Source organism: Cohnella endophytica, assembly GCF_003628305.1.
Classification (GTDB): domain Bacteria; phylum Bacillota; class Bacilli; order Paenibacillales; family Paenibacillaceae; genus Cohnella; species Cohnella endophytica.
In genome coordinates this window covers 197,214-212,213 of the sequence record NZ_RBZM01000001.1, presented here as the reverse complement: position 1 = coordinate 212,213, position 15,000 = coordinate 197,214, and the positions used below count along the sequence as shown (strand labels likewise).

Here is a 15,000-nt window from a genome sequence, read left to right as displayed (position 1 = left end):
GTCCATCAGGAGTGATACCGTGCCATACTGGAATAACAAAATGGGCAAACATCGGATAATGATGAAAGATTCGAATATCGCTCGACACCTGCCTCAGACGCTCATCGCAACTGCGGCAAACGTGCGTACATTGCTTAAATTGCATTCCGTCGTTTATCTTAAACCGAATCACGGAACCGGTGGAAATGGTATCTTTAAGCTGTCTACGCACGATAAGTCCTTTGGACTTCAGAGCGGAGTAAAAAGCCAAACGTTCATTTCCTTCGACGGAGCCTTTAAGGCTTTCAAGAAATCCGCCGGAAAGAAAGTCTATATCGTTCAGAAGGGCATCCCTTTACTCCGCTATCGGAACCGACCGTTTGATCTGCGTATTATGGTACAACGTAATCCGAATCGAAAATGGGAAGTAACGGGAATGATCGGACGATTAGCCCAGCCGAAAAAAATCGTAACGAACTACCACAATGGCGGAAGACCTTTGCCAGTGCGTCAATTGCTGACTCCAACCTTATCCCCTGTTGCACAAAATGCGTATATTCAACGACTTAACCAGCTAGGTCTCCGAACCAGCGGGCACGTGAACAAATTTTTCCCCCGATTTCGTTCGTATGGATTGGATATCGGAATCGATAAAGAGTTGAAGATTTGGATTATCGAAGTCAATACACGGCCGGACAAAACGATATTTAACGTCCTTAAAGATAAGCGGATGTTCCGAAAAATTGTGCGGTACGCGAAAATCGCAAATGACAAAAAGGCCTAAGCAAAAGCTTAGGCCTTTTTGGTAGCTTCATTATTTATTTTCGTCCGTAAGCTTTGGCATAACGCTGTATGGTTCGAAAAATAGTCGGATCGGGCAGCTTTCGGAAAATATAGGGATCCGGATTCGTGTTTACCTCTAAAATCCAAGGCGTTAGCGAGGGATCCATTCCAACGTCTAATCCAATCACGCGCAATCCCGGAAATTTTCTGCGGAGCGTCTTAGCCGTCCTTACGCCCAGCACCTCGAGCGAATTGATTTTATTTTCCATCGCTTGTTTATTCAAATGTTGACCTAATAAACGTGTCGCCGACATTGGTTTGCCGCCGTTGTGAAAGTTGGTAACGATTTTACGAGGGGCAGCGACCCGTCCAATGATGCCTGTCGTCTCCCAGGCTTTTTTCGGATTTAATTGCACCATGACTCTTAAATCGAATCGTCTTCCCTTGTATTTCAAAAGATGAATGCCTCGTTGGATCAAGTAGCGTCTGCTCTTCGTTTCCTTCCTAAGGGCTTCGAACAAAAAATCGAAAGTAGAAAACGTTCGCAGTCGCTCCCCCGCTTGGAAGCTGTATCGTCCTTTCTTCCTCTCGACCCTCATAACGCCGTTTCCATACGAACCGGTGTCCGGTTTGATGTAGACCATTCCCGAACTTTCTAACATCGTTTTAAGTTGAATTCGATTAAATCGAACAGTCTTCGGAATGATGTTTTGTAATGACCGATTACGTAAAAGAGCCTCCGTTTTTTTCCATTTGCTGCTGACGTATTGAGGCACTGCATCCCCTCCTATAGTCATGAACTTAAAGACAGTTTATGTGCCAGGTTGTCGCTGTGGGACTCCTCGTCAATTCTTAAAAGATTATTAACTGTCGCGATTTCATTGAAGCCCATACAAACCTTATCTTATAATGAGGTCGTTCTTCGACTCTAAAAATTAAGGAATGAAATAACGCGATGCGCAAAAAGAAACTACTAGTTCCGCTCCTTGTATTGCTGTCTCCGTTAGCTCTTTCTAGCTTTCCGTCTTGGTCCGGACCGGAAACCGCGGAAGCGAAACCTGCCTCCGGCACTCCGAAAGTGGACCATATCGTCATTGTTGTCGAGGAGAATCATTCTCTGCGGGAAATTTCCGGGAATAAATCGGCGCCTTATATGAATCAGCTCATGAAACAGGGCGCTAATCTGGTCAATCACTATGCGATCGAGCATCCTAGCCTGCCGAATTACTTGGATTTGTTCTCTGGCTCCAATCAAGGCGTTAAAAACGACAAACCCATCCATTCTTTTAACACCGATAATCTGGCGGCGGAACTGATCAAGCATGGCTTCACGTTCGGAGGATATTCCGAGGGATTGCCTAAGATCGGCTTTACGGGAGCCTACGACTTAAAAACGAAATACGCGAGAAAACACAATCCTTGGGCGGACTTTACGAATGTACCGCAGTCGGCGAATATGCCCTTAACCAGCTTTCCGAAGGATTACTCCAAGTTGCCCACCGTCTCGTTCGTTATCCCGAACATGGACCACGATATCCACGACGGCACGATAAAAGAAGCGGACGATTGGCTGAAGCAGCACATGTCCGGTTATGTGGAATGGGCTAAGAAACATAACAGCCTGCTCATTCTTACTTGGGACGAGGATGATCGGAGCCAGAAAAACAAGATTCCAACGGTATTCGTTGGACCTATGGTTCAACAAGGCGATTACAAACAAAAGTCGAATCACTTCGATGTACTGCGCACGATCGAAGACTCGTACGGATTAAATCCGCTCGGACAAGCCAAGCAAGCCCGGTCGCTCCCCATATGGAATTTACGTTAAGTTAATAAATAATTAAGAACCGCGTGATAACGTATAAAGAAAAACGAAAGCGAATGATATTATGAATGACAACTTGTTTCAACTTCTTAACCAGTTCGCCGGTCGTTACGATTGGTTCGACGATCTGATGACATTCTGCGCCCAGGATATCGTCTGGATCATGATCGCCATCTTGGGCTTCTTATGGATCACTGGCAAGGAAAACAACCAAAAAACCGTCTTCTATGCCTGCTTGACGACTGTTGTCGCTCTGCTTGTCGCAAGTTTGATCATTTCGCCCATGGTTAACCATCCAAGACCGTTTGTCGATCATCAAGTCCATCAATTGATCGCGCACGCGCCGGACGCTTCCTTCCCGAGCGATCATGCGACGTTCGCATTTTCATTGGCCTTCAGTATCTTGTTCGCGAAGCGAAAAACCGGTGTCGCGCTTCTGGCATTGGCTGTTATAACGGGAATCGCGAGAGTATTCGTCGGCGTCCATTACCCGGCGGATATCGGAGGCGCTATCTTACTTTCCTTCATAATCGGCTTCCTAGTTCATAAAATGAGAGGCAAACTCGACTTCATCCCCTTGTTCTTTATCCGAATATATGGGAAACTGGTTGCAAAGGTTTCGTTCCTGCCTCGATCACAATAATAAGACAACGACCTTTCCCGAAGGGAAAGGTCGTTGTTATGCTAGGAGTCTAAAATGAATAGAAAATCGCTTCCGATGATTCTCGGCGCATTAATCGTTATTGCCGTTCTCTGCATGTTACCCAAATATACTTACAACGACCCGGACACTTTCTGGCATATCGAACTCGGCCAGTACATGCTCCAACACGGCACGGTATTACATCATGCCATCCATACATACTCCGGGAACAACCTCCCTTACGTTCCGCATGAGTTCGGATTCCAGCTCATAATTGCTCTCTTGTACTCGGCCTTAGGCTGGCCGGGAATCTATCTATTGACCGCTGCCTGCCTCTTTATGCTGATCTGGGGGCTCTACCGGTTATGTCAGGTTTCACGTAAAGAGATGGGCTTGGGCGAACCTCCGGCCTTCTTAATCGTTCTTATTCTCGTCATAACCGTCTGCGTCTATTATTACTATTTCGCCAGTAGGCCTCAGATTATTTCATCGGGCATGATCGTTTGGTTTTTCGTGTTTCTTCGCGAATATCGCCTGCAGAACAAATTGAAATACGCTATCCTTCTGATCTTGTTTTCGTTAGCGCTTGCCAACATCCATGCCGGAGTATGGCCGGTTATCGCCGTGTTTACCGGAATGGCATTTATCGAAGACGTTACGGACAAAAACATGAAAAGAAACCGACTTCTCGTCTTCGTTGCCGTATATGCTGTCGGTTTGTTGAACGTTGGCGGCTGGCGTAGCATTCTCTACGTGTTGACGGTTACTCAACATCATTTCAATCTGCTCATCGACGAATGGAATGCGATTCAATTCACGAGTTTGGAAAATCTCCCGAGACTTCTAGCTTTAATGTTTTTCGCGACGATACTGCCCTACTCCCTGCACAAGAAAATGTTCCGCTTTCTCGTCATGCTTGGCGTTCTGTACTTGGGCGTATCCAGTTACAAGCAAAATCTGTTCATGTGGCTATTCATTCCCTATTTCGCCGCAACCGCAATAGAAGCCGCTCCGTGGCTCGAATCCATTAAATTACGGTTCAATCTTCGCCATCTGCTAGCCTGCGTAGCCATCGGACTATTGTTGCAATCCTCGATCAACTTCATCTTTCCGACTCAGGTGAGCTCTAAGCTGTATCCGGTTGAAGAAATGTCTTACATCCTAGATCGCGGTCCCGACGGGATACGTCCGAAAGTAATGGCTCCTTACGGATCATCCGGATACATCACGTACCGTGGAGGGGACGTTCTCGCGGACGGTAGGCAAGACCCCTACATCACGGACGCATCTCGAGGCGCGTATGGCTGGACCGCCTTCGAACGGTCGATGTACGGTTTCTCCGAGCGGTTGCCGGAGATCGTTCGATCCGATCGTCCGGATTACGTCATCGCAAGAAGTAACGTGTCGGAACTGCTATACGCCGACTGGGTAACAAGATATGGTGAACCTCTCTTCAAGGGGCCGTTCGGAAGCGTGTTTCTGATATCTCGGCAGTGAGAATTTAAGATATCCAGCTAGATATCATGAACGCGAACCCGGCGGCCAAGCCTCCGACAAGCATCGTCTGCAATGCGCTCTTGAACGGCTTCGATCCCGTGAATCTGCCTTTGACGTATCCGAAAACGAACAACGCGATCAAAGTGACCACGGACGAGGTAATCAAGGCAATGTCGGACTGATCAATCAAGATGTAAGGAGAAAGCGGAATAATCCCGCCGACGATGTAAGATATACCTATCGTCAGAGAACTGTTGCGCGCCCTCTTCGCTTCGGGCTTCTCCAGCCCCAGCTCGTGCTTCATCATAAAATCAACCCAAAGGTCCGGATCGTTACTGATCGCATCGACTGCGGCGGTAACGGCCGGCTCGGGCAAATGCCAAGCCCTTAAAATCTCGGCAACTTCTTCTCGTTCTATATCAGGGTAGGCGACAATCTCAAAACGTTCGCGTGCCAATTCGGCCATATAGTGCTCCCGATCCGTACGCGCGGCTAAGTATCCTCCAAGTCCCATTGCAATGGAACCCGCGGCAATCTCGGCAAAGCCCGCAACGACGACTAAATCCGAATTGGAGAGCGTACCAGACAGTCCGGCGGCGAGCGCAAAAGGCACCGTTAATCCGTCCGCCATGCCGATTACGACGTCTTTGATCATATCCGACGCCAAGAAGTGCTTTTCAACATGTTCCATCATGCGATCCCCCCTCATGTCACCCATAATATCCCTTAGTGATAACTAGCGCAACGTTCATCCGCAAGAATAAACGAGCTCCGCCGGGGGCAAAACAGATAACGAAACGAGATAAGGAATTCCTTTTCCGGCGGAGGTTGTCTATGAGCACGGTACAAAACAGGCTTTCGATCATCGCCCTTGGCGGCGTTAATGAGATCGGCAAAAATATGTACGTCATTCAATATGACGACGATATCATCGTAGTCGATTGCGGCTCGAAGTTTCCGGATGAAAGCTTGCTGGGGATAGACGTGATTATTCCGGACATCGCTTTCTTGCTTGAAAATAAAAGTCGCGTTAGAGGCCTGGTCGTTACCCATGGTCACGAGGATCATATCGGCGGCATCCCTTATATTATCAAGCAATTAAACATGCCCGTTTACGCTACGAGGTTAACTCTTGGTTTAATAAAAGGAAAGTTAAAGGAACACGGTTTATTAGGGACGACGACGCTTCATCAGATCGACTCCAGCTCAAGCCTGACTTTAGGTTCCATTCCGATAAGCTTCTTCAGCACGAATCACAGCATTCCCGATTGCCTCGGTATCGCCTTCCATACCCCTCAAGGAACCGTCGTGCATACCGGTGACTTTAAGTTCGACTTGACCCCCGTAAACGAGCAATTCGCGGATATCCATAAGATGGCCCAGATTGGCATGAACGGCGTGTTGGCATTATTGTCCGAGAGCACGAACGCGGAGCGCCCGGGCTTCACTCCATCGGAACGCTTGGTAGGAGAGCATATCCATGAGGCCTTCGCTCATGCGGAAGGCAAAATCTTCATAACCACGTTTGCCTCCAACGTACATAGACTGCAACAAATCATCAATGCCGCGGACAAAATGAATCGTAAAATTATCGTGATGGGCAGAAGCATGGTTAATGTCGTGGAAGTCGCCTCGTCACTCGGTTATTTGAATATTCCTTCTAACATGATCGTGGAGATTACAGAGGTCGACAAGTACAAACGTCATGAGCTCGTTATTCTCTGCACGGGAAGCCAAGGCGAGCCAATGGCGGCGATGGGACGCATAGCCGCCGGCAATCATCGGCAAGTAGAAGTGTCTCCCGGCGATACCGTAATATTTGCTTCGTCGCCGATCCCCGGCAACGAGCGAAACGTCGCCCGCATCGTGGACAACCTTTTTGAAAGAAAAGCAAAAGTGATTTACGGACCGGGAGCCGTGACGGGGATGCACGTGTCTGGTCATGCCAGCCAAGAAGAACTCAAATTAATGCTTACTCTGATGAAACCCCAATACTTTATTCCTATCCATGGAGAATACCGCATGCTTCACCAGCATCGTTTGTTGGCGGAAGCCGTTGGAGTCAAAGCTAGCAATATTTTCATTATTAACAACGGGGACGTCGTGGATATCGTCGGATCGGAAGCATTACAGGAACGCAAGGTTCCTAACGGAAATACTTTCGTGGATGGTCTTGGCATCGGGGATGTCGGCAATATCGTATTACGCGACCGCAAAGTATTGTCCGCGGACGGAATTCTGATTATCGTATTAACGCTTGGGAAGTCCGACAACAAGATCGTTTCCGGACCCGATATCATCTCGCGGGGATTCGTATTCGTCAAGGAATCCGAAGGTTTAATGGAAGAGGTTCATCGGATTACGTTAAGAGAGGTCGAACAACTTCAGCAAGTAATCACGAAAACAAATAACAATTGGGGGATATACAAGCAATCGATCAAAGAATCCGTCGGCAAATTCCTCTATGCCAAAACCAAAAGAAGACCGATGATATTACCTATCATCATTCAAGTTTAATGGCTAAAATTGCGGCAGACTCTCATTAGGAGGTTAAACATGAGTCTTACTTCGTTTCCCGAATCCTACTGGTTGGCAACCGCGAAAATACCCGAGTACGAAACTCTTCGCGAATCCGTCAAGACGGAAATCCTCGTCATAGGGGGCGGCATCTCAGGTATTACAACGGCTTACTTGCTGGCGAAAGAAGGCAAAAAAGTCATCCTCGTGACGGCAGGCCGGCTCATCGGCGGAACAACGGGTTATACGACAGCCAAAATCACCGCGCAGCACGGCCTTATCTACGACGAATATATTCATCATTTCGGCGAAGATAAGGCGAGACTGTATTACGAGGCGAATAATGGCGGACTTCGTTTCATCCGCGAGACAGCCGAGGAACTAGGCATTGAGTGCGATCTCGTCGAGGAAGACGCTTATGTCTATGCGACGTCCGAAGAACAAGCCGCACGAGTCCGCGCTGAACACGATGCCTACGTTAAGCTAGGCATTCCGGGCGAACTGACCGACACGATAAATCTACCCCTTAAAGTCCATGCTGCCGTCGCCATGAAAGATCAAGCTCGGTTCCACCCCGTCCCCTATCTTTCACGGCTTGCAGAAGAGTTCGTGAGGCTTGGCGGTCACATCTACGAGAATACGATGATCGAAACGATCAAGGAAGGCAGCCCTTCCGTTGCGATCAGTACTGACGATTTCGAGATTTCTTGCGTGGATATCATTTCTTGCGCCCATTTTCCCGCATTCGATTCCGGGTTTTATTTTTCAAGGTTGCATGCGGAGAGTTCTTACGTAATCGCGGCCCGAACGCCTTGGGAAGACCTGAAGGGGATGTTCATTAGCGCGGATAAACCAAATCGGTCGATTCGGTCCGTGACCTATGGCGGCGAGAAATTGTTGCTTATTGGCGGCGAATCCCACAAAACCGGCCAGGGAATCTGCACGATCAAACATTACGAGGCGTTGTATGCCTGGGCGAGAGAAAAATTCGGTGCAACCGACTTCCCCTATCGTTGGAGCTCCAACGATTTCGTTACGCTGGATAAACTTCCCTACATCGGCCAGGCGACCAAGAGCAAGCCGCATAGTTATGTGGCGACAGGTTATCGCAAATGGGGAATGACGACCGGGACGGCGGCAGCTTTGTTGCTACGCGATTTGTTAACCGGTAAAAGTAACCCCTGCGAGGAATTGTTTGCCCCCTCACGCTTTCATGCCGACCCGGATATTAAGACCTTCCTTGCGCAGAACGCAGACGTGGCCAAACACTTCATTCAAGGCAAGCTGGAGTGGTTGGACAAAAAAACGCAGGAACTGAACAAGGATGAGGGTTCGCTCGTGCGATTGAACGGCAAAAAGTCGGGCGCTTACGTAGATCCGGACGGTAACTTGCATCTCGTCGACGCTACCTGCACGCATATGGGCTGCGAGGTTGAATGGAACAGCGGAGACAGAACATGGGACTGTCCGTGCCATGGCTCGAGGTTCGACTATCGCGGACAAGTCGTGGAAGGACCGGCCGTCAAGCCACTCAAAAATTTGCAGCTTTGAATCCTCAGATCGTTTCTATGAGCTAAAATTGGAACAAAAATAGCCGCCAAAAGGCGGCTATTCTAGATTCGATGAGCCCTTCTAAAGTGCCCTCATACGATTGTTCCTTGGATTATGCTCAACCTCCGCAAGCCCTAAAGCTTCCATCAACGGGGGAACGTACATGCCGAATCTGCCGCGAAAGCCTTTTTTCAAGCCGTACCATCCGCCGATCGGGTTATCGGGAGAACGTCCCCAAGCTTCGACCGTGCCTTCTTTCGCCGGCTTCTGCTCGTCTGCGCTTCCTAATTCGATCCAGTCTCCGTGCTGCTTGAGCATGGCGTGCAAGTCATCAATGCAACGATAATCGTAGTGTAAGACGGTTTTGCCTACCGTACAGACGATTATCGCTTTGCCGTCCTTTTCGTCTTTATACATTTCGTATTCGGAGGATTGGGGAGGCGTCAGTAATTTCCATGGATTTTCTTTCGTGCCCGCTGCCGTCGACATTATTCATACCCCTTATGAAAATTTAATATTGGATTTGGCTTCGTTCAGACTCTCTTCGTGCATCTCCTGCATGTCCAATGTCGCTCCGATGGATCGGAACGACTCCACGATATTCTCGTATCCGCGTTCGATATGGCTAATTCCCGTGATGGAAGTGGCCCCTTCCGCGGCCAATCCGGCGATAAGCAAACAGATGCCCGCGCGGACGTCGGAGGCGTGAACGAATGCGCCTCTTAGAGGCGTGCCACCTTTGATCACCGCGACTCCCGATCGAACTTCGATATCCGCATTCATTCTGTTTAATTGCGCGACGTGTTGAAATCTTCTCGGATAGATGCGGTCCGCGACGATGCTTCTTCCCGGAATTTGCGTCAAAAGCGCGGTTAGAGGCTGCTGAAGATCGGTTGGGAACCCGGGATACATCGAGGTTCGAACCCGCGTTGCTCTTAGTTTACCATGAGCAAATGCCGTAACGGAATTATCGGTCGACTCTATGTGGAGACCTATCTCGCTTAACTTCGCGATGCAAGAGCCGAGATGCTCCGGTATAATATCCGTCACCGTAACGGCCCCTCCCGTCGCTCCCGCGGCGATCAAGAAAGAGCCGGCGATCAATCGATCGGGGATAGCGGTATACGTGCAACCGCGCAGATGTTGGACGCCTTCGATCGTAATCGTGTCCGACCCGGCTCCTCTGATTCTCGCCCCCATCTGAATAAGCAGATTTGCGGTATCGACCACTTCCGGATCCCTGGCCGCTTGGCGCAATATCGTCTTTCCTTTGGCTCTTGCCGCTGCCAACAAAGCGTTGATAGTCGCACCAGAAGAAATCGTATCGAAATAAATATCCGCGCCGTGAAGTCCAGAGGTCTCCACGTCGTAATATTCGGCATGGAACGTAAATCTTGCTCCCATCGCTTCCAACGCTTTAATATGTTGGTCGATCGGCCTGCTGACGAAGTTGTCGCCGCCTGGATAACCTAAGCTTACATTGCCATATTTACCAAGCAGAGCCCCCACGAAATAATACGTGGTTCGGAAAGCGGATGCTTTGTGCGGGTCGATGGCCGTCGAGTGAATGCCGCGCGAGTCGATAACAACGGCTTGATCGTCGTTGCGCTTAATATCGATGCCGATTTCCTCTCCGATATTGAAAAACACGTCCAAGTCGGTTATCCGAGGAATTCCATGCAGGATTACAGGCTCGTCCGCCAAGCATGCCGCAGCCATTAAAGCTAATGAGCTATTCTTGGAACCTGGAATAGCTACGATTCCGTTGAGACTATGTGAAGGTTGTACGACGATTCGTTTCATGTTGTATTCTCCTCGGCCGTTTAGGTTCAATTATTCCGATCCTAAACTATCATAGAACGATAACCCTCTACGATCAATAGTAGGAGCATGATAACCGAATGATAATCTATCATGAACCGCGTCTATAAATAGCTGATTAATATACCGCCCAAAGCGCCTAATACGACGACGATCCATGGGGGAACATTCCAGAAAACAAGCATGACGAACAAAATGCAGGCCAGAGCAAAATCTTGGGAAGCTAGAATCGAGCTTGTCCAGATCGGATGATAAAACGCCGATAATAAAATGCCCACGACTGCGGCATTAATCCCCCGGAGCGCGCCCTGAATTTTAGGACTTTTTCTTAGGGACGACCAGAAGGGCAACGCTCCCGCAACCAATAGAAAAGCGGGAAGGAATATGCCTATCGTAGCGACCGCCGCCCCGCGCCAGCCCTCCATCACCGCTCCGATATATGCCGCGAACGTAAACAATGGACCCGGCACGGCTTGCGCGGCACCGTATCCGGCCAAGAAATCTTCTCTCGATATCCAACCGGCGGTTACGACTTCTCTTTCGAGGAGCGGAAGAACGACATGCCCTCCTCCGAATACGAGCGAACCCGATCTATAGAAGCTATCGAACATCGCAATCCAAGAGGAGGAAGTCAGTTCTCTGATCAATGGGAGCGCAAATAATAGTACGAAAAATAATAGCAAACAGAATCCGGCAACGGACCGCTTCATCGGCACATGGATATCAGGTACGTCGGCGATTTCAATTGGCTTGAATAGGAACAACCCTAAGGCAGCGGCTACGAGAATGGCCGAGATCTGACTAAGCGAAGTTTGCCAAGCTAAGGTGAGGGTTGTAGCCAATACCGCTATCGTTGCTCCATTCCGATCGACGATCAGCTTCTTGCCCATTCCCGCGATAGCTTGGGCGACTATGGCTACCGCTACGATTTTGAGGCCGTGAATCCATCCCGTATTCCCGATATCGAACCCCTTCAACAACAAAGCGAAGCAAACGATCGCAAGCAACGAAGGTAACGTGAAGCCTACCCATGCTGCGATCCCGCCTAATATTCCGGCGCGCGTAATTCCGATTCCTATCCCCACTTGGCTACTAGCCGGCCCGGGAAGAAACTGGCATAGTGCCACTAAGTCCGCATAATTTTTTTCGTCCATCCATTTTCTGCGTCTAACATATTCATTGTGAAAATAACCGAGGTGCGCGATCGGTCCGCCGAACGAAGTCAAGCCCAGAATCGCGGAAACCCCTAATATTTCCATGATCGACTTGAATTTATGGGATGTACTGATATTAACTGCCCCTATCCGCTAGTATTAACACCGTTAATAGGCTAATTGAGGCTTCATTATATCATCTCAAGTTTATCGGAGTGTTAAGTCGTTTCGGATACGGCGAGATATTTCATAATGATCTTGGACACCGCGGAGCTCTGCAGCGGTTTACTGATATATTCGTTCATGCCTGCCTCCATATATCTCTCTCTATCACCTAACAGCGCATTTGCTGTTACCGCTACGATATAAGGAAGGTCTTCGGGCGCGAGCGTCTGGATGATCCGTTTCGTGGCTTCGAGTCCATTCATCACCGGCATCTGGATATCCATAAAGACGATATCGAAACGATTGTCGCTCATCGCGTCAAGCGCCTCGACACCGTTTCGTACGGCTACGGGCCGGCAGCCCAGTTTCTCGAGCATGCGAACGAGCACTTTCCGATTCACGTCGTTGTCTTCCGCGACTAAAATATGGATAACTCCCAGTTCAGGTCGAGCTTCCCAATCCTGATCATCGAAAATCTGTAAATCTTGCGGGAGTTCCGCCTTGATCAAAATATCGAAAATAAACGTCGAGCCGGAAACCGGGTTAGGCTTGTAATTGATCTCGCCGTCCATGAGTTGAACTAGCTTCTTCGTGATCGCAAGCCCCAAACCAGTTCCTTCCGCCTTGCGCACCATGAAGTGATCCACTTGATAGAACGGTTGAAACAAATGCCCGACTTTGTCCGCCGGAATGCCGATCCCCGTATCCCGAATCGTGAATTGAAGACGGACCTTGTCCCCTTCGACTCCTTCTCTATCGACCGAGATGGAAATCGAACCTTCAGGAGTGAATTTGATCGCGTTGCTCGTCAGATTCATGAGAATTTGCTTGAGCTTCACCGAATCGCCGATTAAGAGATCGGGAACGCCAGGGCTGATAGAAACCTTCATATCCAGATTCTTGTTCAAAGCTTTCGGCATGAGGGTATCCATGGTAGCGGCAATTGCGTTACTAAGACCGAAAGGTTCCTCGATGAGCTCCGAGTTGCCGGATTCGATCTTGGAGAAATCCAAGATATCGTTAATGATGCTCAACAGAATTTCTCCGCTGCTCTTGATGACCGACACATACTCCTGTTGCTCCGCATCAAGCTTCGTATCCGACAGTAAATCCGTCATCCCGATTACGCCATTCATGGGTGTGCGGATTTCATGACTCATCATGGCCAGGAATTCGCTTTTCACTTCGTTCGTCTTCTCGGCTGCTTCCTTATCGATGAGCAGCTTCTTCTGCTCGGTAATATCCTTGATTAAGAGATAAAAACCGATGTTTCTGTGATTGACGATAATCGGAGCAATCGTGACCAATACTTCTACCTTATGACCGTCGATATGAGGAACGAGGCTGATCGAACTCTCGATTTCCGCGTATTGTTCATTGTCGGACAATATGCGCTCTAGATTTTCCTCTCCGATAATCGTCGATATTGGCGTATTGATCAAGTCCTTAATCCGTTGGCCCGTCAGCCGTTCGGCCATGACGTTCGCATTCATGATGCGGCCCTGAAGATCAAAGGAAATGATGGCGTCATGGTTATACCTTTTGAGAGAGGTATAACGCTCAACCGATTCCTGAAGTCTCTGTTCGGCATGTTTGTTCGCCGTAACGTCGATGATCTGGGTGATGAAATATAGCGGCGCCCCATCCGTTTCCTCCCGCACGAGCGAAACTTGCGATGAAGTCCAAATGACGCTTCCGTTTTTATGTAGGTAACGTTTCTCGATTTTAAATAAAGGAATACGTCCCGTCAGCAGATCGTCGTAGAGTTTGGCGTTTTTTGCAAAATCTTCTGGATAAGCGATGTCCTTGTCCCTCTTTTGCAACAATTCCTCTTCATCATAGCCGAACATGCGGCAGGCAGCCGAGTTAACGTTAATCCATTTATAATCCAGCGACACGATAACGATCCCGATCGGCGTTTGATTATAAATATGTTCGAACAAGGCAAGCTGATTGATTTGCATATTCTCCACTAACGGACAACCCCCTAATACGATAGAGAAAGCAGCATTTCAATGAATGTAGTTCAATTATAACATGTTTCCTAACTGTTCCAATTCATCGATGGCGACGCTTATACATTCCTAAGTAAGCCCCTGCGAATCCGCAAAAAAACAAGTGCCAAAACTAAGTTTTGGCACTCTAATGATCGATTGCTGGTATGGGTTTACCCGTCAAGCTGTTCTCGAACATGTCGATTATGACCAAGAAATGCTCCGCTTCCCGGAATACATGATCCGCCAACAAAGGATGGATAATGCTTTTGATTCGGCAAGCTTCTATTAAATCGCGGGCCGTTTTCTTGAAATCGCGCAATGATTTCACGGATACTCTATTCTGATCTAGGAATTGGTCAAGTAGCGGTACGGTCTGCGATTGCGGACGCATCGATTCCAAGTCCTTCGCCTGAAACAACAACTGGTCGAACTCTTGGCTGAAGTTATTGGCCTGATCTACGAGTTTTCGTTCAGATGGATCGAGTAGATGACTTATGAATTTGGCATGATCGGCCATGATTTTTAAGAAGAATACATTTTCATCTATAATGGCGTCCGGCAACGCTTCTAATCTGCCTAAATTTAATTCCGTCAAACGATTCCTGAAGTAATTAGCCTCTCGGCTCACGTGATCGACCAATAAGGGAAAGTTATTGGCGCCTGGGAGCTGACAGGTCAAGATCAAGCCGAGCACCTTTCTCTTGAAAACCCAAATATAAGAAACAGCCTTATGCACTTCTTCGTTAAACCTTCTTATTACACTCGGATCGGTTCCGATCGTAAATGCATTGGCCCTATTTTCTACTGACTCGAATAGGGAATAAAACTGATTAGCCTCATGAATTAATTGCGTGTCTTCGCATCGGAATCCCAATCGGAGAAATAAAGAATGCTCCTTCATAATACGCGACCAGAACCTTACTTCTTCCAAGGATCGCACGACAAACTCATCGGGCATATGCGGTTTTCCCTCCTCCCCTCGGTAAAGTTTCACCTCTTTACCGTATGAGCGGAAAGTTTGGACATATGTCATGTTTGTAAAACGACCTAATGGAGGTTCGGTATTTT

At 48.4% G+C, this 15,000-nt stretch carries 13 protein-coding genes; 6 read left to right on the top strand and 7 right to left on the bottom strand.

Going from position 1 to position 15,000, the window contains the following annotated elements; genetic code table 11:
- Window positions 1-19: 19 nt before the first annotated feature.
- Window positions 20-763, top strand: a complete 744-nt coding sequence (locus D7Z26_RS01100; protein WP_147423814.1) for a YheC/YheD family protein — start codon at window positions 20-22, stop codon at window positions 761-763.
- A 34-nt stretch (window positions 764-797) separates the two neighbouring features.
- On the opposite strand, the gene D7Z26_RS01095 is transcribed toward D7Z26_RS01100, so the two are convergent.
- Window positions 798-1,559, bottom strand: coding sequence for a YheC/YheD family protein (locus tag D7Z26_RS01095; protein WP_120973938.1), 762 nt, complete (start codon window positions 1,557-1,559; stop codon window positions 798-800).
- 158 nt (window positions 1,560-1,717) lie between these two features.
- Between D7Z26_RS01095 and D7Z26_RS01090 the strand changes: the two genes are divergently transcribed.
- The 3 genes from D7Z26_RS01090 (at window position 1,718) to D7Z26_RS01080 (ending at window position 4,727) form a co-directional block, all read left to right on the top strand.
- The gene (locus D7Z26_RS01090) at window positions 1,718-2,590 is read left to right on the top strand and encodes an alkaline phosphatase family protein (protein ID WP_120973936.1); all 873 of its coding nucleotides are present in this window, start codon (window positions 1,718-1,720) and stop codon (window positions 2,588-2,590) included.
- A gap of 61 nt (window positions 2,591-2,651) precedes the next feature.
- Window positions 2,652-3,230 (top strand): undecaprenyl-diphosphatase, encoded by a 579-nt coding sequence (locus D7Z26_RS01085; RefSeq protein WP_120973935.1) that lies wholly within the window; start codon window positions 2,652-2,654, stop codon window positions 3,228-3,230.
- Window positions 3,231-3,284: 54 nt separating this feature from the next.
- A complete protein-coding gene (locus D7Z26_RS01080; protein WP_120973933.1) occupies window positions 3,285-4,727 on the top strand; it encodes a hypothetical protein in 1,443 nt (480 codons plus the stop codon).
- 4 nt (window positions 4,728-4,731) lie between these two features.
- Here the strand turns inward: D7Z26_RS01080 and D7Z26_RS01075 are convergent, their stop codons facing one another.
- Window positions 4,732-5,421, bottom strand: coding sequence for a VIT1/CCC1 transporter family protein (locus D7Z26_RS01075; protein ID WP_120973931.1), 690 nt, complete (start codon window positions 5,419-5,421; stop codon window positions 4,732-4,734).
- 140 nt (window positions 5,422-5,561) lie between these two features.
- Here D7Z26_RS01075 and D7Z26_RS01070 point away from each other — a divergent pair, with 140 nt between their 5' ends.
- Together D7Z26_RS01070 and D7Z26_RS01065 are read left to right on the top strand one after the other, a co-directional pair.
- Entirely contained in the window at window positions 5,562-7,244 is a 1,683-nt protein-coding gene (locus tag D7Z26_RS01070) for a ribonuclease J (RefSeq protein ID WP_120973929.1), read from the top strand.
- A gap of 39 nt (window positions 7,245-7,283) precedes the next feature.
- Window positions 7,284-8,795, top strand: coding sequence for an FAD-dependent oxidoreductase (locus D7Z26_RS01065; protein ID WP_120973927.1), 1,512 nt, complete (start codon window positions 7,284-7,286; stop codon window positions 8,793-8,795).
- Between the two features lie 81 nt (window positions 8,796-8,876).
- On the opposite strand, the gene D7Z26_RS01060 is transcribed toward D7Z26_RS01065, so the two are convergent.
- From D7Z26_RS01060 to D7Z26_RS01040, 5 genes are all read right to left on the bottom strand, one after another.
- Window positions 8,877-9,284 (bottom strand): DUF6855 family protein, encoded by a 408-nt coding sequence (locus D7Z26_RS01060; protein ID WP_120973925.1) that lies wholly within the window; start codon window positions 9,282-9,284, stop codon window positions 8,877-8,879.
- A gap of 12 nt (window positions 9,285-9,296) precedes the next feature.
- Window positions 9,297-10,598, bottom strand: coding sequence for a UDP-N-acetylglucosamine 1-carboxyvinyltransferase (gene murA, locus D7Z26_RS01055; protein ID WP_120973923.1), 1,302 nt, complete (start codon window positions 10,596-10,598; stop codon window positions 9,297-9,299).
- Window positions 10,599-10,720: 122 nt separating this feature from the next.
- Window positions 10,721-11,875: a chromate efflux transporter gene (gene chrA, locus D7Z26_RS01050; RefSeq protein ID WP_120973921.1), complete on the bottom strand. Its 1,155-nt coding sequence runs from the start codon at window positions 11,873-11,875 to the stop codon at window positions 10,721-10,723.
- A 113-nt stretch (window positions 11,876-11,988) separates the two neighbouring features.
- Complete coding sequence (locus D7Z26_RS01045) at window positions 11,989-13,899, bottom strand: PAS domain S-box protein (RefSeq protein ID WP_120974334.1); 1,911 nt, start codon at window positions 13,897-13,899, stop codon at window positions 11,989-11,991.
- 178 nt (window positions 13,900-14,077) lie between these two features.
- Window positions 14,078-14,890 carry a DUF2935 domain-containing protein gene (locus D7Z26_RS01040; RefSeq protein ID WP_120973920.1) on the bottom strand — a complete coding sequence of 271 codons (813 nt, stop codon included), beginning with the start codon at window positions 14,888-14,890 and terminating at the stop codon, window positions 14,078-14,080.
- Window positions 14,891-15,000: the final 110 nt, after the last annotated feature.

Excerpts from the sequence above, each read along its gene's own strand:
- D7Z26_RS01095 (WP_120973938.1), bottom strand. The coding sequence starts at position 1,559 with ATGACTATAGGAGGGGATGCAGTGCCTCAATACGTCAGCAGCAAATGG.
- D7Z26_RS01090 (WP_120973936.1), top strand. The coding sequence starts at position 1,718 with ATGCGCAAAAAGAAACTACTAGTTCCGCTCCTTGTATTGCTGTCTCCG.
- D7Z26_RS01060 (WP_120973925.1), bottom strand. The coding sequence starts at position 9,284 with ATGTCGACGGCAGCGGGCACGAAAGAAAATCCATGGAAATTACTGACG.
- D7Z26_RS01085 (WP_120973935.1), top strand. The coding sequence starts at position 2,652 with ATGAATGACAACTTGTTTCAACTTCTTAACCAGTTCGCCGGTCGTTAC.
- murA (WP_120973923.1), bottom strand. The coding sequence starts at position 10,598 with ATGAAACGAATCGTCGTACAACCTTCACATAGTCTCAACGGAATCGTA.
- D7Z26_RS01045 (WP_120974334.1), bottom strand. The coding sequence starts at position 13,899 with ATGCAAATCAATCAGCTTGCCTTGTTCGAACATATTTATAATCAAACG.
- D7Z26_RS01075 (WP_120973931.1), bottom strand. The coding sequence starts at position 5,421 with ATGATGGAACATGTTGAAAAGCACTTCTTGGCGTCGGATATGATCAAA.
- D7Z26_RS01080 (WP_120973933.1), top strand. The coding sequence starts at position 3,285 with ATGAATAGAAAATCGCTTCCGATGATTCTCGGCGCATTAATCGTTATT.
- chrA (WP_120973921.1), bottom strand. The coding sequence starts at position 11,875 with ATGGAAATATTAGGGGTTTCCGCGATTCTGGGCTTGACTTCGTTCGGC.
- D7Z26_RS01065 (WP_120973927.1), top strand. The coding sequence starts at position 7,284 with ATGAGTCTTACTTCGTTTCCCGAATCCTACTGGTTGGCAACCGCGAAA.
- D7Z26_RS01040 (WP_120973920.1), bottom strand. The coding sequence starts at position 14,890 with ATGCCCGATGAGTTTGTCGTGCGATCCTTGGAAGAAGTAAGGTTCTGG.
- D7Z26_RS01070 (WP_120973929.1), top strand. The coding sequence starts at position 5,562 with ATGAGCACGGTACAAAACAGGCTTTCGATCATCGCCCTTGGCGGCGTT.